The organism is Streptomyces sp. NPDC002926, assembly GCF_053591755.1.
The window spans coordinates 50,749-75,002 of the sequence record NZ_JBSFUK010000025.1; the positions used below are offsets into that span (position 1 = coordinate 50,749).

Consider the following 24,254-nt stretch of genomic DNA (forward strand, 5'->3'; position numbering starts at 1 on the left):
TGCGCCTCTGTGCGCGTCAGTGCACACCGGCATTCAGGAAGATACCCCCATCGACCACCAGTGTCTGCCCCGTGATCCAGTCCGACTGCGCGGACGTGAGAAACGCGGCCGCTCCACCGATGTCCTCAGGCACTCCGAGCCGCCCCAGCGGATAGGCCGCGGCCGCCTCGGCCTCACGGCCCTCGTAGAGTGCCTGGGCGAACTTGGTCTTGATCACTGCGGGTGCGATCGCGTTGACCCGTACGGCCGGGGCGAACTCGTGCGCCAGTTGCAGGGTCAGATTGACCATGGCCGCCTTGCTCATGCCGTACGCGCCGATGAAGGGCGAGGCGGAGACGCCGGCGATCGAGGCGATGTTCACGATCGCGCCGCCGTTCTCCTTCTGCCAGGCCTTCCAGGTCTGCTGCGCGAAGCCGAGCGCCGAGATCACATTGGTCTCGAAGACCTTGCGCGCCACATTCAGGTCGAGCTCGGCGATCGGGCCGAAGACCGGATTCGTGCCGGCGTTGTTGACCAGGAAGTCGACGCGGCCGAACGCCTCCATGGTGCGCTCGACGGCGGCCGCCTGGTGGGCCTCGTCATGGGCCTTGCCCGCGACGCCGATCACCCGGTCCGAGCCGAGCTGCTCCACGGCCTCCTTGAGCGCGTCCTCACCCCGACCGGTGATGCACACCCGGTCGCCGCGGGCGACGAGCGCCTCCGCGATGCCGTAACCAATACCGCGGCTCGCGCCCGTGACCAGGGCGACCTTTCCGCTGTCCTGTACCTCTGCGGTCATGTTCGTCGTCTCCCGATTCAGTTGAGCGGTCCGCCGGCCACGTACATGACCTGGCCGGAGACAAAGCCGGCCTCCTCGCCCGTGAAGAAGGCGATGGCGTTGGCGATGTCCTCGGGCCATCCGACGCGCTGGACCGGGATCTGGGTGGCGGCGGCGGCCTGGAACTCCTCGAAGCCCATGCCGATGCGGGCGGCCGTCTGAGCCGTCATCTCGGTGACGATGAATCCGGGGGCGACGGCGTTGGCGGTGATGCCGAACTTGCCGAGCTCCTTGGCGAGAGTCTTGGTCAGGCCCTGCAGGCCGGCCTTGACGGCGGAGTAGTTGGCCTGGCCCCGGTTGCCGAGCGCCGAGCTGGAGGACAGCGAGACGATACGGCCGAATCCGGCATCCACCATGTGCTTCTGACAGGCCTTGGCCATCAGGAAAGCGCCCTTGAGGTGCACGTTCATCACGATGTCCCAGTCGGACTCGCTCATCTTGAAGAGCAGGTTGTCGCGCAGCACGCCCGCGTTGTTGACGAGGATCGTGGGCGCGCCGAGCTCGGCGGCGACGCGCGCCACGGCGGCCTCCACCTGGGCGCTGTCGGACACGTCGCAGCCGATCGCGAGGGCCTTGCCGCCCGCCGCGGTGATCTTCTCGACGGTGTCCTTGCAAGCGGCCTCGTCGAGGTCGAGCACGGCTACGGCGCGGCCTTCCGCCGCCAGCCGTACCGCGGTGGCGGCGCCAATGCCGCGCGCGCCCCCGGTCACGACGGCGACGCGCTGCTCGGTGGTGGACATGCTGGTTCTCCTCGTCCTGGAAACTCTGGAAACCCTCTGCCGTCGGCTCTCGATCGCTGAGCAACCGCTTAGTACCTTCAGCAGTCGAGACGCTAGAAGCCCTGGCACGCGGTGTCAACGGCGCCGGGGATCAACGGCGCATGTCACATCCCCGCGAGCCCTTCCTCAGCACCCCGTCGGCGCACCGTCAGCGCACCAGCAGGTCGAGCAGCCGCTCCACCTCGGCCTCCGGATCGGCGGTCAGCCCGGTGTGGACCGGGCCCGGCTGTACGACGGTGGAGCGGGGCGCGATCAGCCACCGGAAGCGGCGTCCGGCGTCGTCACGCGCGGCCTGGCCGGCGTCCTCGCCGCCCCGGCAGACGCCCTCGACGGCGTGGAGTGCGGCACGCACACCGATGACATCGGCGCGGGGGTCCAGCGCCTTGAGTTTCACCTCGTCCAGATGGGTGCGGGCGGCCACGAAGGACTTGGCCCGGCAGTAGACCACCACACCCGCGTTGAAGCATTCGCCGCGCTCGACCCGCGGGACCACGCGCAGCAGCGCGTACTCGAAGACATCGCGCTCACTCACTTGGCGCCGCCCCGGTCCTTCTTGGTGGCGTGCGGCCACGGCGTGAGGTGATCGGTCAGCCAGCCCGGGGCCTGCGAGGGCCTCTCCTTGGCCGGAGCATCCAGGCTGATGCGCGTGTGGATCGTCGCGGCGCGCGACAGCAGCGCCTCGACATAGGCACGGCGCAGCGCGCCGGTGGACTCAAAACCCGGCTCGTCGACCAGCCACTCGTCGGGGACGTCGGCGGCGATCTCGGTCAGGAGCTCCTCGGTGACGAGCGGAGCGAGTTCGGCGGCGGCCGACGCGATGTCGGGGCGGAACGGAGCGAGAGCATGGTCCGAGGCGTCGTAGGCCTTGGCGGCGGAGGCCTGGGCGCCCGGCCAGTTGTGGTGCCAGATCATGGTGGCGCCGTGGTCGATGAGCCACAGGTCGCCGTGCCACACCAGCATGTTGGGGTTGCGCCAGGAGCGGTCGACGTTGTTGATCAGCGCGTCGAACCAGACGACTTTGCCGGCCTCGGCCGCCTCCACCTCGTAGGCGAGCGGATCGAAGCCGAGCGAACCGGGCAGGAAGTCCATCCCGAGGTTCAGCCCGCCGCTCGCCTTCAGCAGCTCCTGCACCTCCTGGTCGGGCTCGCCGAGTCCGATGACCGGGTCCAGCTGGATACTGACCAGGTCGGGCACGCGCAGCCCGAGCCTGCGGCCCAGCTGTCCGCAGATGACCTCGGCGACGAGCGTCTTGCGGCCCTGTCCCGCGCCGGTGAACTTCATGACGTACGTTCCGAGATCGTCGGCCTCGACGATCCCCGGGAGCGAGCCGCCTTCACGCAAGGGCGTGACGTAGCGGGTCGCTGTGACTTCGGAAAGCATTGCCCCACAGTACGTGGGGACGGTCCGGTGATCACTCCGTAATCCCGCTCCCGGAGGGAGCCGTCCGGTCACTCAGGAGCACACAGTTGCCGGACTTCTGTCGTTCGAGGCCGGCTTCCTCCAGGAATTCCTTGAGAATGTGAACGTTGCAGCTCTCCGTCGCGTACAACGTCAAGAACCGGCCGACGAGGGGCCGGCCGTTGAAAGGGAGCCGGCATGACCGGATCGCAGGGACCCGCGCGGATCGTCGCACGCCGTACCGTCGTCGCCGCGGTGGGCGGAGCCGGTCTCGCCGTCGCGCTGACCGCGTGCGGCGGCTCGGACGACGGCGGGCAGACGGTGGGCGAGCAGCCGGCCGGCGGCGAAGCAGGCGGGGACGCCGGCGGCAAGGTGCTCGCCAAGACCACGGACATCCCCGAGGGCGGCGGCAAGGTCATCGGCAATGTGGTGGTCACTCAGCCGAAGCCGGGCGAGTTCAAGGCGTTCTCGTCCAAGTGCACTCATCAGGGCTGCGCGGTGAAGGACGTATCCAACGGCGTCATCCACTGCCCGTGCCACGGCAGCCAGTTCGACGCGTCGGACGGCAGCGTCAAGACCGGGCCGGCCACTACTGCGCTGCCCGCCGCGTCGATCACGGTCGACGGAGGCTCGATCAAGCTCGCCTGACGCGGCGCGGCCTCTTCCAGCAGGCGAGCACATCGTCGGTGGTGGTGATCGTGGCAACGAGCGCGAGCGTGTTACGGATCATCGCGGGGGTGTAGTCGGAGGGGACCCCCGCGATGGCGTCGCCCGGAACGACCGCCGCATAGCCGAGGTTGACGGCGTCGAAGACGGCGTTGGGGATGGCGATATTCGCCGAGACCCCTGTGATCAGCAGGCTGCGGCAGCCGAGGTTGCGCAGCAGGGCGTCGACATCGGTGCCCGCGATGGGTGACAGGCCGTGCAGTCTCCGTACGACGAGGTCCTCGTCGGCGACTTCGATCGGCGCGGCGATACGGACGGCCGTCGAGCCCGTGTGCTGCTGGACGGGCAGCCGCCCGGCAGCCCGGAAGAGCCGGGCGTTGTGGTTGGCGCCTCGGCCGTCGGGGCGCCGCTCGGCGACGGCGTGCAGCACCTGTACGCCTGCTTCATGAGCTCCCGCGACCAGACGTGCCACGTTGTGGAGCGCGCCGGACGAACGGGCCTCGGCGGCGAGTTCGGGCAGGGCGCTGTCCTTGCCCACGACACCCTGCTGGCACTCGACGGTGAGCAGCGCCGTGCTGGCCGGGTCGAGTTGCTCCGCCAGCTGTTCGAAGGTCGGCACAGCTCCCCCTCGTGTCACCGGGACCCGGACCATCACTGGACCTGCCACTGAGTCAGGGCGGCGAGAGTAGCCACCATTGCGTGATGAAGGAAGAGCCCCCATGATTTCTGACACTTGGTCAGTTACAGGGAGGGGCCGCACATGGCCGTCACACAACGCCGGGGCCGTCGCATCATGATGACGCCCGGCGAGCTGGACGAGTTCCTGGCCGAGCAGCGCACCTGCCGGGTGGCCACCGTCTCCGCGGACGGCCGTCCGCATGTCAGCGCATTGTGGTTCGCCTGGGACGGGACCTCGCTGTGGCTGTACTCCATCACGCGCAGCCGGCGCTGGGCCGAGCTGCGGCACGATCCGAGACTCGCCGTCGTGGTCGACGACGGCGAGGAGTACGGCGAACTGCGCGGCGTCGAGCTCTCCGGCACCGCCGTCTTTGTGGGCGAGGCCCCGCGCACCGGTGAGCCGCGCTCCGAACTGGACGTGCCCGAAAGGCTGTTCGCGCGGAAGAACTTCGGCATGGACGAGATGCCGCACGACGGCAGGCACGCCTGGCTGCGGCTGACTCCCGACACGATCGCGTCCTGGGACTTCAGGAAGCTGTCAGCCCTCTGACCTGCCTCACGCCGCCGACCCGCCGGATCCCTCGGATCCGGCCGAACCGGCGGCCTCGCGCAGCGCCTCGACGCCGCCCGGTTCGAGGGGCGGCGGTCCGCGGCGGCACACCGCGTAGAGGTGCCTGCGCCTCCGCTGCCGTACAGGCACCATCCGTACGCTCTCGGGCACCCGGTCGCGTCCGAGCCCGGGCGTGACGGTGCCCCGGGCACCGGCTTCGCGCTGCTCCTCCAGTACGGCCCGGTCGCCGAAGTCGGCCCGGCGACCGCACAGATGGTCACCTGCTTCGTCCCGGTCATCGCCACCACGGCCGGCCTCGCGGTCCTGGACGAGCAGTTGGGCCGGAACACATCGGTGGACACACTGATCGTCCTCGGGGGCGCTGCGCTCACCCAGAGCCGCCCCAGGGCGCCCGCACGTGCGGCTCAGCCGTAACTGCGGGCGGGCGCCGGGCCGGTCGCCGATGCCACCGCGTCGGCGACCGGCCCGATGTCGTCCATCGTCAGGCCCGAGACGGTGATCCGCACGGCGGGAGGCGCCGCCATCCTGAACCGCGCCCCCGGCGCGACGGCCCAGCCGGCATGCAGCAGACGCGCCACAGCCCCCGTCTCGTCCGGGACCGGCACCCAGACATTCATCCCGCTGCGCCCATGGGCCTCGATCCCCCGCTCCGCGAGCGCCCGCACGAGCGCGTCACGCCGTTCCCCGTACGAGCGCGCGACGGCATGCGAATCCACCGCATGCGACGTCCACAGGTGCACGACCGCGCGCTGCAGCAGCCTGCTGACCCAGCCGGGTCCGAGCTGCTGCCGTCCCATGACCCGGTCGACGGTGACGGCATCGCCGGTCAGCACGGCGACACGCAGATCAGGGCCGTAGGCCTTGGCCGTGGAGCGTACGAGGGCCCAGCTGTCCGTCACTCCGGCGAGAGGGTGCAGCGGCAGATCGACGATGGCGTGGCCGTGGTCGTCCTCGATGAGCAGGGTCCGGGGGAACCGGGCGAGTACGGCCCGCAGTTCACGCGCGCGCTCCGCGCTCACCACGGCGCCGGTCGGGTTCTGCGCCCGGTCGGTGACGATCAGCGCCCTGGCCCCGGCGGTCAGCGCCTTCTCGACCTCGCTCGCCAGCGGCCCGTCGTCGTCGAGCGCCACCGGCACGGGCTTCAGCCCCAGCGCCGGCACCAAGTCCAGCAGGCTTCCCCAGCCGGGGTCCTCGACGGCGACCGCGTCACCGGGCCTGAGATGCGCGGCGAGGACACGCTCGATGGCGTCCAGCGATCCGGAGGTGACGGCGACCTGCCCGTCGGGTACGCCGTCGTCGTCCATTGCGGCTCGCGCGAGCCGGGCGAAATCCGCGTCGACGGGCGCCTGTCCGTACAGTCCGGGCTCCTCCGCATTGCGCCTGGCCGCGGCGGCGAGCGCGTCGTGCAGCGGTGGCAGCAGCGCGGGGTCGGGATTGCCCTGGCCCAGGTCCCGTACGCCCGGTGGCGCCTCGACCCGGATGGTTCCACGCGACGTGCTGGCCGGCCGCGGGCGGACCCGACTGCCCTTGCGCCCCGAGGTCTCGATCACTCCCCGGTCGCGCAGGGTCCGGTACGCGGACGCGACGGTGTTCGCGTTGACGCCGAGGTCGGCCGCCAACTCCCTCATGGGTGGAAGCAGTTGCCCTGGTTCCAGCTCACCAGCGCCGACCGCGCGCTCGACGCTCGCGGCAATCTCCGATGCACCCCGGCCAACGATCCGATACTCTCCTAGCACAAAGATGATTATGCACTAGTGCAATGGAGTACGCAATGCCGGACGCCTACGAGCCGACCGATCGCACCCTCCCCACCCGTGCTCGGGAGCGGGCCGCGTACGACCATGAGCTCGTCCACTCGATACTCGACGAGGCATACGTCTGCCATCTCGGCTTCGTACGCGACGGCGCGCCCGTCGTCCTGCCGACGCTGTACGCCCGGGTCGACGGTCACCTGTACGTCCACGGGTCGACGGGTTCGCGGCCGCTGCGCATGGCGGGCGAGGCCGACCCGGGCCTCGCCGTCTGCCTCACGGTCACCCATGTCGACGGCCTGGTCCTGGCCCGCTCCGCCTTCCACCACTCGCTCAACTACCGCTCGGTCGTGGTCCACGGTACGGCCCACCAGGTCACCGACCCCGAGGAGAAGCGCTCTGCCCTGGACGCCCTGGTGGACCACGTCGTGGCGGGCCGCTCACGCGACTCGCGCCCGGCGAACGCGAAGGAGCTCGCGGCGACGGCGGTTCTGCGCCTGGACCTGACGGAGGTCTCCGCCAAGATCCGCACCGGCGGCCCGAACGACGACCCGGAGGACGCGACGCTCCCCCACTGGACGGGAGTGGTCCCACTGCTCACCACGTACGGCACCCCGATCCCGGCGCAGGATCTCGACGGCTCGATCGCGGTCCCGGAGTACCTCTCGGCACGCTGACGGGCGGCCCGGTCGGCGTGCGCGGTGCACGGTGCAGGGGTGTTTGCCTCCGCACCCCGCACCGTGCACCGTGCACCGTGCACCGGCCGTTATGCCTGCACCGCCGTCCTTCTCCGTACCACCGCGACCCGTGCCTCCGCCGCCGCGAGCCCGGCCACCGCCGCCAGCAGCAACAAGGTCCCCACCACCGTCGCCGCCGTGAGCCGCTCGTCCAGCGCCGTCACCGCGATGACCGCCGCGCTCACCGGCTCCAGCAGCATGATCACCGAAACCGTCGCGGCACGGACGACGGCCGCCCCCGCGAAGTAGAGCGCGTACGCAAGAGCCGTCGGCACCGCCGCCACGTACGCCAGCAGCCACACCACACGCGCCAGTTCGGCCGTGTGCGGCAGCAGCCCTTCTCCGATCGCCATCGGCAGCAGCCCCACCGACCCGATCGCGAAGGCCCATGCCGTCGTGGAGAGCGAATCGCCGCCGCCGTCACGGCCGAGCCACCGCGTCAGCAGTGTGATCGCCGCATACCCGGCGGCCGCGAGAACCGCGAGCGCGATCCCCACCGGTCGCACCGTCCCGCCCTCGCCGCCCAGCACCAGGACCATCAGACCCACCAGCGCGCCGGTGACGGCGATGACGCCGCCCCGCCCGAGCCGCTCCCCCATCGTCAGCCGCGCGCCCACCGCGATGAGCACGGGGCCCGCGCCCAGCGTGACGACGGTGCCCACCGCGAGGCCCGTCGCCTGGACGGCCGCGAAGTAGGCGCTCTGGAAGACGGTGAGCCCGATACCCGTAGCGAGGATCCGCAGCAGCCGTCGGCGCCGCGGTTCCGCGGGACCCCCGGCAGCGGCACCGGCCTTGGCCCGGCGCGACCGCCACACCAGCGCGCCGAGCAACAGCACCAGTCCGCCCGCGCAGCGCCAGAACGACAGCGCCAGCGGACCCATGTCGCTCACCTGGAAGACCAGCGAGGCGGCCGCGCCGGCGGTCCCCCACGCCACTCCGGCGACGATCAGATAGAGGAGGCTCCGCCCGACGGGCGAGGGCACGCCGACAGCGGAAGCGGAAGAAAGAGGGGTGGAAAGATCCGACACGTGACTTCTCCGTGTGAAGAACGGGATGGTGGTCGCTTCGCTCCGCCACGCGGGCAGCGACAAACCGCTCGGGGACACCCCGAGCCCGGTCTTCGTCAGAGAACTGCCGCCCGCGCTATGCGGCAGGCGGCGGAAGTACGGTCGAATGCATGATCGCCACCCTACGGGGCCCCGTGCGGGACGGACAACTCCGCCCCGGCCCCGGCCGACCGGGCCGGCCCGCCCTCCGGCCCACCGCCCGCCACCGGCCGCGACGGCGCCTTCGGTGCCTGCGACTGCGCGATGAACGCCCCCACCAGGACCAGCGCGCCGCCGATGATCTGCGGCGCCGACAGATGCTCCCGCAGCAGCACCCACGCCAGCACGGTCGCGATGACCGCCTCCAGGCACGCCACCACGCCCGCCACCTGTGGCGACAGCTTGCGCACCGAGATGACTCCGGTGACGTACGCGACCACCGTGGCGATCAGTACGACCCAGCCGAGCAGCAGCACCGCGGGCACCTGCGTACCGCCGAGGTCGGCGCGGCCGCCCAGCAGCGACCAGTCCATGCCCCACGGCCGCGCCACAGCGGTCAGCACCGCCGTGCCGATGAGCAGTCCGTACGCGATCACACCCAGCGGATCCGCCGGGTCTTCCCCGTCGCTGCCCTGGTCCGCGAGGACGAAGTAGCCGACCTGGCAGCATGCCGCGGCCAGCGCGAGCATCAGTCCGAAGGCGTCGAAGGTGAGCCCCGCCCACACCTCCACGACACAGGCGAGACCGCCGACGGCGAGGACCACACCGACCGCCGCGGCCCGGGTGACGGGTCGGCGCTGTACGAAGCGGACCCAGCCGAGGACGAGCGCGGGTGCGAGGTATTCGACGAGCAGCGCGACACCGACCGGGATCCGGGAGATCGCCGCGAAGTAGCAGGCCTGTACACCCGCGACGGCGAGGAGCCCGAAGCCGACCAGCAGCGCCGGCCTGCGCAGCACCAGGTCACGGTGACGCCAGGCGACCGGCAGCATGATCAGCGCGGAACCGGCCACGCGCAACCACACCACATGCAGCGGGTCGAGACCCGCTTCGATCAGCGGCTTGGCCGCGACACCTGATCCACCGAATGCGAACGCCGAGCCCAGGGCGAGTCCCAGGCCGGCGCTCTTTCCCAAAGGCGCGTGCATCGGCACATCATGTCAGCGCGAGTCAGCACCGTCATCCCTGTGACACATGTCGAGACATCTCGGCTATCCGCCCGGCCAGCAGCGCCGCGTCCACTCCGGCCCGCCCGAGCACCTCCACCGCCCTGCTCTCGCGATCCGCGGCGAGACAGGCGAGCAGATCGATGCCGCCGGCCTGCGCGTCGCCGCGGAGCCGGGCCCGCTCCAGCGCGCCCTCCATGGCGGTGACCGCCGACGGCGACCACCCCGAGGCATCCGCATCCGCCTCCCGCACAACGGCAACCGTGCCGGAATCCTCCACCGAACCCTGCCAGCGCAGGCCGTAGCCGATGCTCCGCTGGACGAGATAGCCGAGCACCCGCGCGACCTGCGGCCCGTCGCCGACGACGGTCCGCACCTCGGGGACCGACTCGATCAGCGAGTGCAGGAGATGGGCCGTGTCGATCTGCCGGTCGCCGTCGCGCAGCGCCCTTCTGCGCGCACCCTCTACCACCAGGGCCAGCTCCGCGGTGAGTCTGGCGTCGGTCTCTGTACGGATGGCGGTCGGCTGCCGGGGCACCCGCGGGGTAGGGCTTTGCACGTCTCCCACCCCATCACTTCGCCAGGGCTCGAGCGTCCCCGCCGGGTCCCATTCGTACATCCCGCAGAAGTTGGGCACGCACGACAGGCTCTCCTCCTTACGGATGAGATCGAGCCAGATCTCCCCGAAGACCGCGCGCCGCCTTGCCATTCCGACCGGTCGAGAGGATCTGACTATTCATCAGTATTGAATGTTCGGGAAGGTACGGCTACGTTCCGCGACACCGTAATCCGACGAGAAGGGGTGGTCATATGGCCGAGGTCAGTGCCGAGGCCCGCATCGAAGCGCCGGCCGAGAAGGTCTGGGCCCAGCTGACGGACTTCACCGCGTACGGCCAGTGGAACGCCACCCACACGAGCTTCCCCCAGGGCGGCCCGGCGACGCTGGAACTGGGAGCCACGTACGAGGAGAACATGAAGCTCATGGGCTTTCCCGCCGAGGTGGCCTGGACCGTGGACGAGTTCGAGGCCGGCCGGGTGCTGGGGATCAGGGGCAAGGGGCCGATGGGCGTCAGTGTCGGCAACCGTTACACGCTCACCCCTGACGGAGACGCGACGCAGGTCCGGATCGACGGTGCGTTCACCGGCGCCGCCGTGTCGCTGATGGCCGGCAGGCTCAAGGACTCGGCGACCGCCGCGCTGAACGAATCGCTGCGAAAGCTGGGCGGACTGGTGGCCTGACACCGGACATACGAGAAGGGCCCCGCGCGACTGCGCGGGGCCCTCGTCGCGCCGACGAGTCAGTGCTCGCCGGCGAGGATCAGATAGAGCTTCTTGCGGGCTTCATTGATAACGGCGACGGCCTTCTGCCGCTGCTCGGTGGTGCCGGTCTTCCAGACCTGGCCGAACGCCTCCATCAGGCCGAACCCGGCCTGCCGGATCTCGTTGACCGTCTCCCAGTCGACTCCGCGCCCGGCCTCTTCCCACGGAGCCTCCGGCCCCGATTCGGCCTCGGTACGCCCCGAGTCGGTGAGCGTGAACAGCTTCTTGCCGCCGTCGCTCGCACTGGTGATCAGACCTTCGTCCTCCAGCAGCTGGAGCGTCGGGTAGACCGAGCCGGGGCTGGGCCGCCAGGCCCCGCCGCTGCGCTCGCCGATCTCCTGGATCATCTCGTAACCGTGCATCGGCCGGTCCTTCAGCAGCGCCAGGATCGAGGCACGCACGTCACCGCGCCGCGCCCTCCCCCGGCCGCCGCCACGACCGCGTCCGCCCCCGAAAGGCCCGCCGAACGGCGGCCCGAACGGACCGAATGCCGCGCGCCGCCCCTCGAAGTCGCCCCGACCCTGATGGCCGGGCCCGCAGTGCCCATGCCCGTGTTCCTGTCCTTGACCGTGTCCATGTGAACGCATCGCTACGCTCCTTCCATCGTTGATCTGTCGCGATGCGTCAACGATATATCGGAATGCATCGCCTGGCAACGCCCAATCGGTCCAACAACCCCGAATTGGCCTTGGCCTGCGGCTTTGGCCGGCCCCTACGGTCACGGCATGCGGATTCGAATCGTCGACGCTTTCACCGACCGTCCCTTCGCCGGAAACCCCGCCGGAGTCCTGCTGCTGGACTCCGACCGCTTCCCCGCCGACTCCTGGCTCCAGCAGGTGGCGACGGAGGTGAACCTTTCGGAGACCGCCTTCGCCCATCCCCTCCCCTTGGGCGGCGAGGCCGACTGGGCGCTGCGCTGGTTCGCACCGGCCGCCGAGGTCAGCATGTGCGGACACGCCACGCTGGCCACCGCGCATGTCCTGCACACCACGGGCACCGCGAGCGGCACGGTGCGCTTCGCCGCGCGCTGCGGCATCCTGTCCGCCACCGCCCACGAGGACGGCACGCTCACCCTTGACTTCCCCACGTCCCCGCTCACCCCGGTCGACATCCCGGACGGCGTCGCCGACGCCCTGGGCGCGAAGGTGGTCTCCGTCCATGACACGGGCGAACACATCGGCGATCTGGTGGTCGAGCTGGCCGACGAGCGGACCGTGCGCACGCTGACGCCGGACTTCCCCGCTCTCGTGGCGCACTCGGAGCGCGGCATCATCGCCACGGCCGCCGCCGAGGACCCCGCCTCCGGCTACGACTTCGTCTCGCGCGGATTCTTCCCGCGGGTCGGCATCGACGAGGACCCGGTGACCGGCAGCGCGCACACGGCCCTCGCGCCGTTCTGGTCGGCGCGCCTCGGCCGCGGCGAACTGACCGGCCTCCAGGCCTCCGCCCGCTCCGGCCTGGTCCGCACCTCCCTGCGCGGTGACCGCACCCTGCTGACCGGCCGGGCCGTGACCGTCATCCACGGCGAACTGCTCACCGCACCCTGACACCGGCAAACGCCAGGCCGCGCGCAGCAAGGGGGATACGGGAACAGGGTGTACGGGAAAGGGGCGTACAGGCACTCGCCGTACGCCCCTCGAGCCCGCCCCCGGTCACGGAGTGGGCAGCCACCCCACCTTCCCGGCCAGCAGCCCGTAGCCGACGAAGGCCACGATGTCCAGCAGCGCATGGGCCACCACCAGCGGCCCGACCCGGCCCCACCGCCGGTAGAGCAGCACAAACACCACACCCATCACCATGTTGCCGACGAAGCCGCCGATGCCCTGGTAGAGGTGGTACGAACCGCGCAGCACCGAACTCGCCACCAGCGCGGCCATCGGCGTCCAGCCCAACTGCCCGAGTCTGCGCAGCACATACCCGACGACGATCACTTCCTCCAGTACGGAGTTCTGGATCGCCGAGAGGATCAGCACCGGGTACTTCCACCACACCTCGGGCAGCGCTTCGGGCACCACGGTGAGGTTGAACCCGGCGGCGCGCGCCCCAAGGTAGAACGCCAGCCCGGCGCTGCCGATGCCCGCCGCGATCAGCGCGCCCCGCCCCAGGTCGGACCAGGGTCTGGTCCGGTCGAAGCCGATCGAGCGCAGACCGGCGCCCTCCCGCAGCAGCAGATGCGCGACGAGAAGGACAGGCACCAGTGCCGTCGCGATATCGAAGAGCTGCCAGGTGAGATCGAGCCACGGCCGCCCGGGGGCGTACGACTTGTTCAGCGTCGCCGCCTGGTCCTTGAGTCCGCCCGGTTTCGTCACCGACCCGATAAAGCTGATCAGCGACGAGACTCCGCTCGCGCCCAGCGAGATGGCCAGTACGAGGAGCGTCTCGGACCGCAAGATCCTCCGCGACATGCCCTCTTGAGGAAGAGAATCAGCCACGCGTCCCGCCTCCGCCTGCACGCCTGCCTCCAGTTGAGTAATCCCGCCTCATCCCCATCCTCGCCCCGCCAGGGTCTCGAAAGCAGGTGCGAAATTCGCGTGCGACAGGCCGGGGGACGAGCGTCACCGAGATGACGCCGGTCCCCTTTTCCTCAGCTCACCGTCCAAGGAGGGGCGTCACCGCATGGGACGTCACAGCTTGCCCGACGACGAGACGACGGACGCAGGCAGGTCCCGACCGCGCGTGCGCCGCCGCACGGTCCCCATCGCCACGATGCTCGTCGTCGCGGTGGCGGCGGGGGCGCAGGTCGCCGCGCGGCGCGGCCGAATCTCCCGGCTGAAGGAGCTCACGGACCCGAAGCGCCCGGTGCCGCTGATCGCCATCGCCGGCGGCCCGGCACCGGCCGACAGGACGTCGACCCGATCGCCGGATCGCCAGGGCGGCGGGCGGCGATGGCCGGCGGCGGGCGTACCAGGTGAGCGACCTCGCCGAGATCCATCCGGGCCGTGGTCCTCACGGTGATCGTCGCGGTCGGGCAGACGGGGGGACGAGCCGCTCAGGAGTGAGGGCCGGGGAAGCCGACCGGCCAGGTATGCACCGGATCGCCCTCGTGCATCAGCTCGCAGTAGCGGCGGGTGGTCGCGGCGAGGGCGGCGTCCCGCTCCAGCCCGGCCTCCAGCGCCCGGTGGTAGGTATCCGCCTGCCACGAGGCCCCGTTCACACGCAGTCGGCACCGCTCCTCGATCACGCCGAGGTAGAAGTCGCGGTCCGCGGGCTCCACGTGCCATGCGTCGAGCCCCGCCGCGGCGAGCGGCAGCAGTTCGTCGCGTATGAGCTTGACGGCCGGCACCCGTGTGATGCCGCCGCCTCGGCCGGGACGCGGCCACAGAAGCTCCGCGTCGATGCCGCGGTGGCACGCGGTGTCGAAGTTCTCGGCCGCGACGGCGAAGGGCAGCCGGGTCCACACCGGCCTGGCCTCCTCGGCGAGGGCGCGCACCAGCCCGTAGTAGAAGGCGACATTGGCGATCACATCGGTGACCGTGGGGCCGGCTGGCAGCACGCGGTTCTCCACCCGCAGATGCGGTACGCCGTCGGCGACTCCGTACACCGGCCGGTTCCAGCGGTAGACCGTGCCGTTGTGCAGGACGAGTTCCTGCAGCCCGGGCACACCGCCGTCGTCGAGCACCCGCAGCGGGTCCTCGTCGTCGCAGATCGGCAGCAGCGCCGGGAAGTAGCGCAGATTCTCCGCGAAGAGGTCGTAGGCGGAGTCCACCCACCGCTCGCCGAACCAGGTCCGGGGCCGTACGCCCTGTGCCTGGAGCTCGGGCGGGCGGGTGTCGGTGGCCTGCTGGAACAGCGGTGGGCGCGACTCGCGCCACAGCTCCTTGCCGAACAGGAAGGGCGAGTTGGCGCCGACCGCGACCTGTACCGCGGCCACCGCCTGCGCGGCGTTCCACACATCGGCGAAGCGTCCGGGTGTCACCTGGAGGTGCAGTTGCACGGAGGTACAGGCGGCTTCGGGAGCGATGGACGTCGAGGTACAGCTCAGCCGCTCCACGCCCTCGATGTCGAGCGCGAAGTCCTCGCCGCGTGCGGCGACGATCTGGTCGTTGAGCAGCGTGTACCGGTCGACGTCCGAGAGGTTCGCGGAGACCAGGTCGTGCTGGGCGAGCGTCGGAAGAATTCCGATCATCACGATCCCCGCGCCGACCTCGTTCGCTTTTCGGTGGGCATATCCAAGGCCGGTGCGCAGCTCTTCGGCGAGTTGATCGAGCACGCGCCCGGCCAGCCGGTGCGGAACGATATTTACTTCCAGGTTGAACATTCCGAGCTCGGTCTGGAAATCATGGCTCGCGATCCGCTCCAGCACTTCCTTATTAATCATCCGCGGCAGTCCGTCGGCACCTGCGAGATTCAGCTCGATCTCCAGACCCATGAGATTTTTGGGCCGGTCGAACCTCTTCTCGGCCAGCAGCCGCCCCAGTCCCGCGAGGCACTGCTGCAGCTTCCTCCGGTACCTTTGCCGATCGGACAGGTCAGCTCCGCCTGCCACGACCTTCTCCCCCATCGAAGCGTCCCTCCTCGAGTGGGCACCACAGAGCATCGACCGCTCGCCTCACCGACGATAATGCCCAGACTGACTGATCTATAACGCCCCGCGTTCAGCGCGCGACCGGTAGTGTGGGCAGAGGCTCCAGTGGCACATTCCTTAGGCATGGTGCAGTACGCAGTTACCACTGCCCGATGCCTGGTGAAAAACACCGACCGGTTCCAGCCGTCCGCGCCGAAGAGAAAATCCCAGGCCGCGGCCCCGCCTTCACGAAATATCGGTAGAAAGGCCGCCGGAGAAGGGCCTGATACCACCTTGCCGGAAATACGTGCGACCGCTAGCAGAAACACTGTGAGAACACGTGTCGTATAAACTCGGCAAACGAGGTAGAGAGTTGGCGCCCGGTGGCCTTTCCGGCCCCCCTCTGGCCCCGCACGCTGACAGTGCCGTCCGCACCTGCCCACGCTCCAACGTGTCTCCGAAGTGAGAGGCGACCCACCATGCCGCTGCATGTCCCCCCGGCTCCCGCGCCTGCCCTGCGCACCGTCCTCACGGCGCTCGGTTCTCCCACCGCCGTCCGCGAAGCCCGCACACCCGCTCTCAGGTCCGCCCAGGGCCCGCTGAGCCCCGAACTCCCGCTACCCGTCCACGTACTGGACCAGATCGTGCCGAGCGGCGGCGCCCCCTACACCCGCCTCGCCGGCTGGCGCTTCCTGATCCGCAGCGGCGAACGAGCCGTGGCCGCTGCGGAGACGATGCTCACCCCCGACGGCTGGGCCTTCTCGCACTTCTTCGAAGGCCCCTACCTCAGCTCCACCGAACGGGCGCTGCGCCAGGCCGAGTCGATGCACACCCCTTTCCAGCCGCGCCTGCTGTCCATTCCCGAGCTCTACATGCTCACCCTCTGGCTGCACGGCGACACGGACGCCGACGCCTCGGCCGGCACCCCCCGGCCGACGGACGTACTGGTGCCGCTGGCTCCGGCGCCACCCGGCATCGCGGCACACCGTCCGCACCGCGTCGCCGATCTGCTGCCCGTGATGACACTGCGGCTCGCGCCTGCCCCGCTGCTCGGCTCACCCGCCTGAAAACCGCACGTCGCGCCCCGTGACCAGCCGGTCGCGGGGCGCACGTCTGCTCCATCCGGACTAGCCCATACCGGCCCCCCTGAACCACCCGAAAGGACAGTGGAGTTGAGCTGAACCGTCCGCCTGGGTGATACGTCCTTAACCAGTAAGAAGAGCTGCCGCGAAATCCCTGCGGATTGACGCCCGTGGGGCAACACTGGGAGCCGACCGACAGATACGGGGGGCGGCCATGAACACCTCATCAAGCCGCAGGACACTCACTACAACGCAGCGAGAGAACCCACCCATGTGCCAGCACCAGCCACTCTGCCCTACATCCGACTCAGCCGACCGGGAAGCGGCCCGACTCGTGGCGCACCACCCGGAGCAGGGCTGGAGCCTGCTGTGCAACGGCGTCCTGCTCTTCGAGGACACCGGTGAGCTTCTGCCGGACGGGCAGATCATCGCTCCGCACCGGGCACGGGAGACCGGGCAGGTGATGACGGCCGCCTGAGGCGCCGTCGGTACGACAAGGGGGCCGGCCGGAGACTTCTCTCCGCACCGGCCCCGACGCATGCGCTCCCCGCGTCAGTTGTCGTACTCGTCCAGCGGCGGGCAGGAGCAGACGAGGTTACGGTCGCCGAACGCACCGTCGATCCTGCGCACCGGCGGCCAGTACTTGTCCGCGGCGCTCACTCCGGCCGGGAAGACGGCCTCGTCCCGGCTGTAGGCGTGCTCCCACTCCCCGCCGAGCGCCGCCGCCGTGTGCGGGGCGTTGCGCAGCGGGTTGTCCTCCGCGGGCCACTCGCCCGAGGCGACCTTCTCGATCTCGCCGCGGATCGCGATCATCGTGTCGCAGAAGCGGTCGATCTCGTTCAGGTCCTCACTCTCGGTGGGCTCGATCATCAGTGTGCCGGCCACCGGGAAGGACATCGTCGGCGCGTGGAAGCCGTAGTCGATCAGACGCTTGGCGATGTCGTCGACGCTGACGCCGGTCGCCTTCGACAGCGGCCGCAGGTCCACGATGCACTCGTGCGCGACCAGGCCGGCCGGGCCCGTGTAGAGCACCGGGTAGTGCGGCTCAAGGCGCTTGGCGATGTAGTTGGCCGCGAGCACGGCGACCTGCGTCGCGCGCTTGAGGCCTTCGCCACCCATCAGACGTACGTACGCCCAGGAGATCGGCAGGATGCCCGCCGAGCCCCACGGCGCGGCCGAGATCGGCCCTACGCCCGTTTCCGGTCCCGCGGTCGGCTGGAGCGGGTGGTTCGGGAGGTAGGGGGCGAGGTGCGCCCGTACCCCGACCGGGCCGACGCCCGGACCGCCGCCGCCGTGCGGGATGCAGAAGGTCTTGTGCAGATTGAGGTGCGAGACGTCGCCGCCGAACTTGCCCGGCTTGGCGAGACCCACCAGCGCGTTGAGGTTGGCGCCGTCGACGTACACCTGGCCGCCGGCGTCGTGCACCTGCGCGCAGATGTCGGCGACGTGCTCCTCGAAGACACCGTGCGTGGACGGGTACGTGATCATCAGCACGGACAGCTCGTCGCGGTACTGCTCGATCTTGGCGCGGAGGTCCTCGATGTCCACCTCGCCGTCGTCGGCGGTCTTCACCACGACGACCTTCATGCCCGCCATCACGGCGCTGGCGGCGTTGGTGCCGTGCGCGGAGGAGGGGATGAGGCAGATGGTGCGCTGGGCGTCGCCGTTGGCGCGGTGATACGCGCGTACGGCGAGCAGGCCCGCGAGCTCGCCCTGCGAACCGGCGTTGGGCTGGATGGACACCGCGTCGTACCCGGTGACCTCGGCGAGGCGCTCCTCCAGCTCATGGATGAGCGTGAGATACCCGGCGGCCTGCTCGACCGGGGCGAAGGGGTGCATCTGCCCGAACTCCGGCCAGGTCACCGACTCCATCTCGGTGGTCGCGTTCAGCTTCATGGTGCAGGAGCCGAGCGGGATCATGCCGCGGTCCAGCGCGTAGTCACGGTCTGCGAGCCTGCGCAGGTAGCGCAGCATCGCGGTCTCGGAACGGTGCTCGTGGAAGACGGGGTGCGTGAGGTAGTCGTCGGTCCTCAGCAGGGCCTGAGGCAACGTTTCCGCGGTGGTCGCGTCGAGCGCCTCGACGTCGCCCTCGACACCGAAGGCGGACCAGACTGCGGACAGCTGCTCACGGCCGGTGGTCTCGTCGCAGGAGATGGAGACCTGGTCGGCGTCGACGAGGTGGAGGTTCACTCCGCCCTCGCGTGCGGCGGCCACGACCTCGGCGGCCCTGCCCGGCACCCGGGCGGTCACCGTGTCGAAGAAGGAACCGTGCACGACCTCCACACCGCCGGCCCGCAGTCCCGCCTCGAGCAGCGCGGCATAGCGGTGAGTGCGCTGTGCGATCGACCGCAGGCCCTCGGGACCGTGGTAGACCGCGTACATCCCCGCCATGACGGCGAGCAGCACCTGCGCGGTGCAGATGTTGCTGGTGGCCTTCTCCCGGCGGATGTGCTGCTCACGAGTCTGCAGCGCGAGCCGGTAGGCCCTGTTGCCGTCCGCGTCCACGGAGACGCCGACGAGGCGCCCCGGCAGGCTGCGGGCGAACTTGTCACGTACCGCCATGTAGCCGGCGTGCGGACCGCCGAAGCCCATCGGGACACCGAAGCGCTGGGTGGTGCCGACGGCGATGTCGGCACCCAGTTCGCCGGGTGACGTGAGAAGGGTCAGGGCCAGCAGATCGGCGGCGACCGTGACGATCGCGCCGAGCTCGTGCGCCTGCTCGACGACGGGCTTGAGGTCCCGTACGGCACCGGAGGCACCCGGGTACTGCAGCAGTACGCCGAAGACGCCGCGCTCGGCGATCTCGGCCGGAATGCCCTCGCTCAGATCCGCGGTGACGACCTCGACACCGGTCGGCTCGGCGCGGGTCCGGATCACCGCGATGGTCTGGGGCAGCGCGTCGGCGTCGACCAGGAAGACACCGTCCTTGACCTTGCCGACGCGGCGGGCGAGCGACATGGCCTCAGCGGCGGCGGTGGCCTCGTCGAGCAGCGATGCGCCGGAGGTGGGCAGGCCGGTCAGATCGGCCACCATCGTCTGGAAGTTCAGCAGTGCCTCGAGCCGCCCCTGCGAGATCTCCGGCTGGTACGGCGTGTAGGCGGTGTACCAGGCCGGGCTCTCCATGACATTGCGCAGGATGACCGGCGGCGTGAAGGTGCCGTAGTAGCCGAGGCCGATCATCGGCGCCAGCACCTGATTGCGGTCGGCGAGGGTGCGCAGCTCGGCGAGAACGTCGGCTTCGGTGCGGGCGCCCGGGAGGTTCAGCGCCTCGGCGCTCTTGATCACATCGGGCACCGCGGCGGAGGTCAGCTCGTCGAGCGAGCCGTAGCCCACCTGCGCGAGCATCTTGGCCTGAGCCCCGGCGTCGGGCCCGATGTGGCGCTGCTCGAAGGGGGTGCCTCGCTCCAGTTGGGAGAGCGGAATGCGGTTGGCGGTCATTAAGGAGGCCTCCTGGTCAGACACGACCTACGAGGGGCACCACGGCGCGGATGCCCGGACGGCCTCCCCCTCTGTCATCTCAACCTGAGAGCTTCACCGACGCGCACAGGGCACGCCGACTTTCACCGTCGGTGAGAGCGGATGCCGTCCGACGCCCGCCCTGCTTTCCAGAGTGACCTCGTCCGTGCGGTACAGGGGCCTGAGAGATTCCGGGGAGGATTTGCTCCTTCGGCGCCGCCGGTACTTTCACCGGAGGACTCTCCCGCACGGGGTCAGCAGCCGTTAGCCAGCCTACCAGCGCGCCTCGTCGTCGATCGCTCGAGTGGCCGATACCTCCGATGTGCACTTTTGTAGTATTTAAACACCAGTTGCGACCTATTGGAGGGACCGTGCAGACCGATATCGATCCGCGCAGCCTGATCGGCCGCAAGGCGTTCGACAGCCATGGCACCAAAATCGGGACTGTGGACGAGGTGTATCTGGACGATGCGACAGGGGCGCCCGAGTGGGCGGCCGTGCGCACGGGCCTCTTCAGCCGGGACGCCTTCGTCCCGCTCGAGCCCAGCAAGGTCGTCAACGACACCCTGCGCGTCCCGTACGAGCGCGCGCTGATCAAGGATGCCCCCGACTTCGGTGTCGGCCGCCATCTCTCCCCCGAGCAGGAGCTCCAGCTCTACCACCACTACGGACTCGAACTCCCCGAAGCTCCCGAGACGCCTGCCGCCTCCTCCGACCCCTCGGGCCCGTCCGACGGGGACTCCGGCTCCGGCCCCGGCTCCCGACCCGACCGGGACTTCGGCCGGCTGGCTGGCCGGGAGGACTGAGCGGCGTCCGCTGCCGCAGGCGGTGCCACCAGCGGCAGCGGATCGCCCGGCTCCAGGTCCGGGTCGTCGACCATGAAGGTGCGCACCCGCCCCGGCCGCCGCGACCACGGCTCCTCGAACCGCACCGTCACCCGCCCCACCCCGCTGCCCTGCACCCACCCTGCCCCGTACTCGGCATGCCGTACGTCATGCCCGGCCGGCCAGCGCCGCTCGGCGGGCGGCTTTTGTTCCGCACCTACGGTGCCGGCCCCTTCGCCGGCCCGTTCGCCGGCCTCGTGCGGCTCCGGATCGCCGTCCGGCTCCCCGGCCTCGGCCTGCTCACCGGCTGCGGCCTGGGCGAACAGATCCTCCTGCGTGTAGTCGGCGAGCCCGGTCACGCCCACTCCCAGCAGCCGAACCCCGCCCGTGGTGTCCACAGCCTCCAGCAGCCGCCCGGCGGCCTCCCGCACCACCGCGGGGTCGTCCGTCGGCCCGCGCAGCGTCTCGGAGCGCGTCAGCGTCGAGAAGTCGTACCGCCGTACCTTCAGCACGATGGTCCGCCCCGAGTGCCCGGACGACCGCAGCCGCTGCACGCACCGCTCGGCAAGCCGCTCCACCTCGATCCGCACCCGTACCCGGTCGTGCAGATCCACATCGAAGGTGTCCTCCACCGACACCGACTTCGCGTCCCTCTCGGCCACCACCGGCCGGTCGTCGCGCCCCACCGCCATCCGGAACAGCGAGGCTCCGTGTGCCTTGCCCAGCAGACGTACGAGCTCGTCCTCGCCCGCCTCCGCCAGATCGGCCACGGTCGTCATTCCGGCCCGCCGCAGATGCTCCCCGGTCGCCGGCCCGACCCCGGGCAGCGTACGCACGGACATCGGCCCGAGCAGCTCTCGCTCCGTGCCGGGCTCGATGAGGACCAGGCCGTCGGGCTTTGCCTGCTCGGAGGCGATTTTGGCGAGCATCTTGGACCCCGCGAGCCCGACCGAACCAGTGAGCCCCGTGACCGCTCGGATATCGGCGCGCAGCCGCTCACCGGTGGCCCTGGCCGACGCCGAGTCGTCGGCCGAGCCGCCCGCCTCCAGGTCCACAAAGGCCTCGTCCAGGCTCAGCGGCTCCACCAGCGGCGAGAGTCCGCCCAGCAGTTCCATCACCTGCTCGCTGACCGCCCGGTAGAGGGAGAAACGCGGCACGAGATACGCGGCGTTCGGCGCCAGCCGCCTGGCCTGCGCCATCGGCATCGCGGAGTGCACACCGAACCGTCTGGCCTCGTACGAAGCGGTGGCGACGACTCCGCGCGGCCCGAGCCCGCCGACCACCACCGGCTTCCCGCGCAGACTCGGCTTCGCCGCCTGTTCGGCGGCGGCGAAGAAGGCATCCATGTCCAGATGCAGAATCGTCGGCGCGGTTCTCACATCTCCGATGCTGCCCTACGCCACTGACAACGGAGGCGTCAGACGGCCCGGTCGCGCCTGCGTCTGGCCAGCTCGTCGGCGGGATTGTTCCCGACCAGGGTCTCGCCGGTGTCGACCCGCTCGCCGTGCAGTTGCGAGAGCGCGGCCTCGACATCCCGCCACACCACGCCCACGGCGATCCCGAAGACGCCCTGGCCGCCCTGCAGCAGATCGACCACCTCGTCGGGCGAGGAGCACTCGTAGACCGTCGCGCCGTCGCTCATCAGCGTCATACGTTCGAGATCGGTGAAGCCGCGGGCTCTCAGATGCTGCACCGCGGCACGGATGTTCTGCAGCGCGACGCCGGTGTCCAGGAAACGCTTGACGATCTTGAGGACGACCACGTCGCGGAAGCTGTAGAGCCGTTGGGTTCCGGAGCCGTACGCCGACCGCACACTGGGCTCGACCAGGCCCGTACGCGCCCAGTAGTCGAGCTGCCGATAGGTGATGCCCGCCGCCGCACACGCGGTGGGCCCGCGGTAGCCGATCGTCTCCGTAGAGAGGTCGGCCGCGCTGTCGTGAAGCGGGTACGGCCCGCCTGCCGCCGTACCGTCGCCGCTGCTGCTCACGCCGACCTCCGTCCTTGACCTGCCATCTCGACGGTAGGCAGTCGCCCGGGGTGCGTCAACGATCGCCACACTCGGCACGCCGAGTGATAATCACCCTGAGAGTGGTTTCCCGTGCCCCTATTCGGGGAAAGGCTGCTCGAATGCGCCAACAGAGCCCGGCTGGGCGGTCACTGACTGTTGGTGCCGAAGTCCTCCGGCGAGATCTGATCGAGGAACTCGCGGAACTTCTCCACCTCGTCCTCCTGCTCGTCCGGGATCGCGATTCCCGCGTCGTCGAGCACCCCGTCACTGCCGTAGATCGGCGTACCGGTGCGCAGGGCCAGCGCTATGGCGTCGGACGGTCTGGCGCTCACCTCGACTCCGCTGGCGAAGACCAGCTCCGCGTAGAAGACCCCTTCACGCAAGTCAGTGATGCGGACCTCGGTGAGCTCCTGCCCCACCGCCTCCAGCACATCCTTGAAGAGGTCATGGGTCAGCGGCCTGGCAGGAGCCATGCCTTGCTGGGCAAAGGCAATGGCGGTCGCCTCCCCGGGACCGATCCAAATGGGGAGGTACCGGTCGCCTCCCACTTCACGCAGGAGCACGATCGGTTGGTTCGAGGGCATTTCGACCCGGACACCCACAACGTCGAGCTCGTTCACACAGCAACCCTAGGACGTGCCCGACCGGTTTGGGTAGTCGGGCTCCCCCATGATCAGTGGAGCCGTACCCCGAGTGCCGTCTGCACAAGGGCCGCATGGAGCCGTACGGAAAGGGCCGCAAGCTCCTTCGTGGTCGCCTCGGCATGGGCCCTGGTCTGCGGATTGCGGTGCCGCCGCAAGGGTGCAACCACCTGTTCCACGAGCCCGGCCTCACGCTCGGCAGCGGCTTTCATGGCACGCAGATGCCGCGGCTCGAGTCCGAATCTCCCCAGATCCGCGACAAGCCTGGCCACGGTGACCGACTCGGCGTCGTAGGCGCCGTCCTCGTCCGCCGCGAGAAGGCCGTACGACTCCCACTCGGCCACCTCCTCCTCGCTCACCTCGGCGGACGCGAGAAGCTCCGCGCGACCCACCCGGGCAGCGGTCGGACGTTCGGACTCCGCATCCCAGGGGCCGTCGAGCAGTTCCCGCTGCGCGCCCTGCGCGGGCAGCTGCACCTGCTCACCGCGCCCCAGGGCGTCGAGATGCTCCCGGATGACCTTCAGCGGAAGATAGTGGTCCCGCTGCATCCGCAGCACCTGTGCCAGCCGCTCCACGTCCTCCGGGCTGAACTTGCGATACCCGGACGGCGTCCGCCGCGGCTCGACCAGTCCTTCGGCCTCCAAAAAGCGGATCTTGGAGATGGTGACTTCGGGAAACTCGTCGCGCAGCTGACTGAGCACCGTGCCGATACTCATCAGCCGGTTGCCCGCGGTGGCGGTGCCGTGACCGGCACCGCCCGTCGGTGTTCGCCGCATGTGCCTTCCTGGGGTCCCCCCGGACGGAGTCTGG

The 24,254-nt window shown here is 70.1% G+C and carries 25 protein-coding genes, 2 pseudogenes and 1 riboswitch; of the genes and pseudogenes, 10 read left to right on the forward strand and 17 right to left on the reverse strand.

Features of this window, described 5'->3' with window-relative positions:
* Window positions 1-16: 16 nt before the first annotated feature.
* The 4 genes from ACWDZ6_RS27170 to ACWDZ6_RS27185 all read right to left on the reverse strand — a co-directional run bounded on the left by ACWDZ6_RS27170 (window position 17) and on the right by ACWDZ6_RS27185 (window position 2,976).
* Entirely contained in the window at window positions 17-778 is a 762-nt protein-coding gene (locus ACWDZ6_RS27170; protein ID WP_451504924.1) for an SDR family oxidoreductase, read from the reverse strand.
* A gap of 17 nt (window positions 779-795) precedes the next feature.
* A complete protein-coding gene (fabG, locus tag ACWDZ6_RS27175; RefSeq protein WP_326648463.1) occupies window positions 796-1,557 on the reverse strand; it encodes a 3-oxoacyl-ACP reductase FabG in 762 nt (253 codons plus the stop codon).
* Window positions 1,558-1,744: 187 nt separating this feature from the next.
* The gene (locus ACWDZ6_RS27180) at window positions 1,745-2,128 is read right to left on the reverse strand and encodes a DUF3037 domain-containing protein (protein WP_366734778.1); all 384 of its coding nucleotides are present in this window, start codon (window positions 2,126-2,128) and stop codon (window positions 1,745-1,747) included.
* The gene (locus ACWDZ6_RS27185; RefSeq protein WP_451504925.1) at window positions 2,125-2,976 is read right to left on the reverse strand and encodes a HipA family kinase; all 852 of its coding nucleotides are present in this window, start codon (window positions 2,974-2,976) and stop codon (window positions 2,125-2,127) included. Before ACWDZ6_RS27185 ends, ACWDZ6_RS27180 begins: the two co-directional genes overlap by 4 nt.
* 216 nt (window positions 2,977-3,192) lie before the next feature.
* Between ACWDZ6_RS27185 and ACWDZ6_RS27190 the strand changes: the two genes are divergently transcribed.
* Window positions 3,193-3,642, forward strand: coding sequence for a Rieske (2Fe-2S) protein (locus ACWDZ6_RS27190; RefSeq protein WP_451504926.1), 450 nt, complete (start codon window positions 3,193-3,195; stop codon window positions 3,640-3,642).
* Here the strand turns inward: ACWDZ6_RS27190 and ACWDZ6_RS27195 are convergent.
* Window positions 3,629-4,279 (reverse strand): isochorismatase family protein, encoded by a 651-nt coding sequence (locus ACWDZ6_RS27195; protein WP_451504927.1) that lies wholly within the window; start codon window positions 4,277-4,279, stop codon window positions 3,629-3,631. The two genes, ACWDZ6_RS27190 and ACWDZ6_RS27195, sit on opposite strands and share 14 nt — an antisense overlap.
* A 141-nt stretch (window positions 4,280-4,420) precedes the next feature.
* On the opposite strand from ACWDZ6_RS27195, the gene ACWDZ6_RS27200 reads away from it, so the two are divergent.
* The gene (locus ACWDZ6_RS27200; RefSeq protein WP_451504928.1) at window positions 4,421-4,888 is read left to right on the forward strand and encodes a pyridoxamine 5'-phosphate oxidase family protein; all 468 of its coding nucleotides are present in this window, start codon (window positions 4,421-4,423) and stop codon (window positions 4,886-4,888) included.
* Window positions 4,889-5,086: 198 nt separating this feature from the next.
* A pseudogene (locus tag ACWDZ6_RS27205) lies at window positions 5,087-5,323 on the forward strand (EamA/RhaT family transporter); the annotation flags it as partial.
* Here ACWDZ6_RS27205 and ACWDZ6_RS27210 read toward each other — a convergent pair.
* Window positions 5,314-6,645 (reverse strand): aminotransferase class I/II-fold pyridoxal phosphate-dependent enzyme, encoded by a 1,332-nt coding sequence (locus ACWDZ6_RS27210; protein ID WP_451504929.1) that lies wholly within the window; start codon window positions 6,643-6,645, stop codon window positions 5,314-5,316. The pseudogene ACWDZ6_RS27205 and the gene ACWDZ6_RS27210 sit on opposite strands and share 10 nt — an antisense overlap.
* A 23-nt stretch (window positions 6,646-6,668) precedes the next feature.
* On the opposite strand from ACWDZ6_RS27210, the gene ACWDZ6_RS27215 reads away from it, so the two are divergent.
* Entirely contained in the window at window positions 6,669-7,337 is a 669-nt protein-coding gene (locus ACWDZ6_RS27215) for a pyridoxamine 5'-phosphate oxidase family protein (protein WP_451504930.1), read from the forward strand.
* Window positions 7,338-7,426: 89 nt separating this feature from the next.
* On the opposite strand, the gene ACWDZ6_RS27220 is transcribed toward ACWDZ6_RS27215, so the two are convergent.
* The 3 genes from ACWDZ6_RS27220 to ACWDZ6_RS27230 form a co-directional block, all read right to left on the reverse strand.
* Window positions 7,427-8,380 carry a DMT family transporter gene (locus ACWDZ6_RS27220; protein ID WP_451504931.1) on the reverse strand — a complete coding sequence of 318 codons (954 nt, stop codon included), beginning with the start codon at window positions 8,378-8,380 and terminating at the stop codon, window positions 7,427-7,429.
* 206 nt (window positions 8,381-8,586) lie between these two features.
* Window positions 8,587-9,591, reverse strand: coding sequence for an EamA family transporter (locus tag ACWDZ6_RS27225; RefSeq protein ID WP_451504932.1), 1,005 nt, complete (start codon window positions 9,589-9,591; stop codon window positions 8,587-8,589).
* 31 nt (window positions 9,592-9,622) lie between these two features.
* Window positions 9,623-10,168: a Clp protease N-terminal domain-containing protein gene (locus ACWDZ6_RS27230; protein ID WP_451504943.1), complete on the reverse strand. Its 546-nt coding sequence runs from the start codon at window positions 10,166-10,168 to the stop codon at window positions 9,623-9,625.
* A gap of 251 nt (window positions 10,169-10,419) precedes the next feature.
* Here ACWDZ6_RS27230 and ACWDZ6_RS27235 point away from each other — a divergent pair, with 251 nt between their 5' ends.
* Entirely contained in the window at window positions 10,420-10,848 is a 429-nt protein-coding gene (locus tag ACWDZ6_RS27235) for a type II toxin-antitoxin system Rv0910 family toxin (protein WP_451504933.1), read from the forward strand.
* A 59-nt stretch (window positions 10,849-10,907) separates the two neighbouring features.
* On the opposite strand, the gene ACWDZ6_RS27240 is transcribed toward ACWDZ6_RS27235, so the two are convergent.
* Window positions 10,908-11,516, reverse strand: coding sequence for a PadR family transcriptional regulator (locus ACWDZ6_RS27240; RefSeq protein ID WP_351450223.1), 609 nt, complete (start codon window positions 11,514-11,516; stop codon window positions 10,908-10,910).
* 138 nt (window positions 11,517-11,654) lie between these two features.
* On the opposite strand from ACWDZ6_RS27240, the gene ACWDZ6_RS27245 reads away from it, so the two are divergent.
* Complete coding sequence (locus tag ACWDZ6_RS27245) at window positions 11,655-12,476, forward strand: PhzF family phenazine biosynthesis protein (protein WP_451504934.1); 822 nt, start codon at window positions 11,655-11,657, stop codon at window positions 12,474-12,476.
* Window positions 12,477-12,581: 105 nt separating this feature from the next.
* Here the strand turns inward: ACWDZ6_RS27245 and ACWDZ6_RS27250 are convergent, their stop codons facing one another.
* Window positions 12,582-13,382: a CPBP family intramembrane glutamic endopeptidase gene (locus tag ACWDZ6_RS27250; RefSeq protein ID WP_451504935.1), complete on the reverse strand. Its 801-nt coding sequence runs from the start codon at window positions 13,380-13,382 to the stop codon at window positions 12,582-12,584.
* A 163-nt stretch (window positions 13,383-13,545) separates the two neighbouring features.
* Here ACWDZ6_RS27250 and ACWDZ6_RS27255 point away from each other — a divergent pair, with 163 nt between their 5' ends.
* On the forward strand, window positions 13,546-13,884 hold the full coding sequence (locus tag ACWDZ6_RS27255; protein ID WP_451504936.1) for a hypothetical protein: 339 nt from the start codon (window positions 13,546-13,548) through the stop codon (window positions 13,882-13,884).
* Between the two features lie 34 nt (window positions 13,885-13,918).
* Here the strand turns inward: ACWDZ6_RS27255 and ACWDZ6_RS27260 are convergent, their stop codons facing one another.
* Window positions 13,919-15,430: a glutamate-cysteine ligase family protein gene (locus ACWDZ6_RS27260; RefSeq protein ID WP_451504937.1), complete on the reverse strand. Its 1,512-nt coding sequence runs from the start codon at window positions 15,428-15,430 to the stop codon at window positions 13,919-13,921.
* A gap of 482 nt (window positions 15,431-15,912) precedes the next feature.
* Here ACWDZ6_RS27260 and ACWDZ6_RS27265 point away from each other — a divergent pair, with 482 nt between their 5' ends.
* Complete coding sequence (locus ACWDZ6_RS27265; protein WP_326648481.1) at window positions 15,913-16,500, forward strand: hypothetical protein; 588 nt, start codon at window positions 15,913-15,915, stop codon at window positions 16,498-16,500.
* Between the two features lie 286 nt (window positions 16,501-16,786).
* Entirely contained in the window at window positions 16,787-16,993 is a 207-nt protein-coding gene (locus ACWDZ6_RS27270; RefSeq protein WP_326648482.1) for a DUF5999 family protein, read from the forward strand.
* A gap of 74 nt (window positions 16,994-17,067) precedes the next feature.
* On the opposite strand, the gene gcvP is transcribed toward ACWDZ6_RS27270, so the two are convergent.
* Window positions 17,068-19,953, reverse strand: a complete 2,886-nt coding sequence (gene gcvP / locus ACWDZ6_RS27275; RefSeq protein ID WP_451504938.1) for an aminomethyl-transferring glycine dehydrogenase — start codon at window positions 19,951-19,953, stop codon at window positions 17,068-17,070.
* A gap of 177 nt (window positions 19,954-20,130) precedes the next feature.
* Window positions 20,131-20,228, reverse strand: a riboswitch (glycine riboswitch).
* A 114-nt stretch (window positions 20,229-20,342) separates the two neighbouring features.
* Here gcvP and ACWDZ6_RS27280 point away from each other — a divergent pair.
* Window positions 20,343-20,777, forward strand: a complete 435-nt coding sequence (locus tag ACWDZ6_RS27280; RefSeq protein ID WP_366735809.1) for a PRC-barrel domain-containing protein — start codon at window positions 20,343-20,345, stop codon at window positions 20,775-20,777.
* On the opposite strand, the pseudogene ACWDZ6_RS27285 reads toward ACWDZ6_RS27280, so the two are convergent.
* The 4 genes and pseudogenes from ACWDZ6_RS27285 to ftsR all read right to left on the reverse strand — a co-directional run.
* A pseudogene (locus tag ACWDZ6_RS27285) lies at window positions 20,708-22,174 on the reverse strand (DNA polymerase IV); the annotation flags it as partial. The gene ACWDZ6_RS27280 and the pseudogene ACWDZ6_RS27285 overlap by 70 nt on opposite strands.
* 38 nt (window positions 22,175-22,212) lie before the next feature.
* Window positions 22,213-22,782 carry a MerR family transcriptional regulator gene (locus ACWDZ6_RS27290; protein ID WP_389183412.1) on the reverse strand — a complete coding sequence of 190 codons (570 nt, stop codon included), beginning with the start codon at window positions 22,780-22,782 and terminating at the stop codon, window positions 22,213-22,215.
* A gap of 167 nt (window positions 22,783-22,949) precedes the next feature.
* Window positions 22,950-23,423 (reverse strand): bifunctional nuclease family protein, encoded by a 474-nt coding sequence (locus ACWDZ6_RS27295; protein ID WP_006123076.1) that lies wholly within the window; start codon window positions 23,421-23,423, stop codon window positions 22,950-22,952.
* A 53-nt stretch (window positions 23,424-23,476) separates the two neighbouring features.
* Window positions 23,477-24,220: a transcriptional regulator FtsR gene (ftsR, locus tag ACWDZ6_RS27300; protein WP_451504939.1), complete on the reverse strand. Its 744-nt coding sequence runs from the start codon at window positions 24,218-24,220 to the stop codon at window positions 23,477-23,479.
* Between the last annotated feature and the right edge of the window lie 34 nt (window positions 24,221-24,254).

Coding starts and splice junctions, on each gene's coding strand:
- ACWDZ6_RS27200 (WP_451504928.1), top strand. CDS start 4,421: ATGGCCGTCACACAACGCCGGGGCCGTCGCATCATGATGACGCCCGGC.
- ACWDZ6_RS27215 (WP_451504930.1), top strand. CDS start 6,669: ATGGAGTACGCAATGCCGGACGCCTACGAGCCGACCGATCGCACCCTC.
- ACWDZ6_RS27190 (WP_451504926.1), top strand. CDS start 3,193: ATGACCGGATCGCAGGGACCCGCGCGGATCGTCGCACGCCGTACCGTC.
- ACWDZ6_RS27185 (WP_451504925.1), bottom strand. CDS start 2,976: ATGCTTTCCGAAGTCACAGCGACCCGCTACGTCACGCCCTTGCGTGAA.
- ACWDZ6_RS27235 (WP_451504933.1), top strand. CDS start 10,420: ATGGCCGAGGTCAGTGCCGAGGCCCGCATCGAAGCGCCGGCCGAGAAG.
- ACWDZ6_RS27240 (WP_351450223.1), bottom strand. CDS start 11,516: ATGCGTTCACATGGACACGGTCAAGGACAGGAACACGGGCATGGGCAC.
- gcvP (WP_451504938.1), bottom strand. CDS start 19,953: ATGACCGCCAACCGCATTCCGCTCTCCCAACTGGAGCGAGGCACCCCC.
- ACWDZ6_RS27265 (WP_326648481.1), top strand. CDS start 15,913: ATGCCGCTGCATGTCCCCCCGGCTCCCGCGCCTGCCCTGCGCACCGTC.
- ACWDZ6_RS27170 (WP_451504924.1), bottom strand. CDS start 778: ATGACCGCAGAGGTACAGGACAGCGGAAAGGTCGCCCTGGTCACGGGC.
- fabG (WP_326648463.1), bottom strand. CDS start 1,557: ATGTCCACCACCGAGCAGCGCGTCGCCGTCGTGACCGGGGGCGCGCGC.
- ACWDZ6_RS27225 (WP_451504932.1), bottom strand. CDS start 9,591: ATGCACGCGCCTTTGGGAAAGAGCGCCGGCCTGGGACTCGCCCTGGGC.
- ACWDZ6_RS27270 (WP_326648482.1), top strand. CDS start 16,787: ATGTGCCAGCACCAGCCACTCTGCCCTACATCCGACTCAGCCGACCGG.
- ftsR (WP_451504939.1), bottom strand. CDS start 24,220: ATGCGGCGAACACCGACGGGCGGTGCCGGTCACGGCACCGCCACCGCG.
- ACWDZ6_RS27255 (WP_451504936.1), top strand. CDS start 13,546: ATGGGACGTCACAGCTTGCCCGACGACGAGACGACGGACGCAGGCAGG.
- ACWDZ6_RS27260 (WP_451504937.1), bottom strand. CDS start 15,430: ATGGGGGAGAAGGTCGTGGCAGGCGGAGCTGACCTGTCCGATCGGCAA.
- ACWDZ6_RS27245 (WP_451504934.1), top strand. CDS start 11,655: ATGCGGATTCGAATCGTCGACGCTTTCACCGACCGTCCCTTCGCCGGA.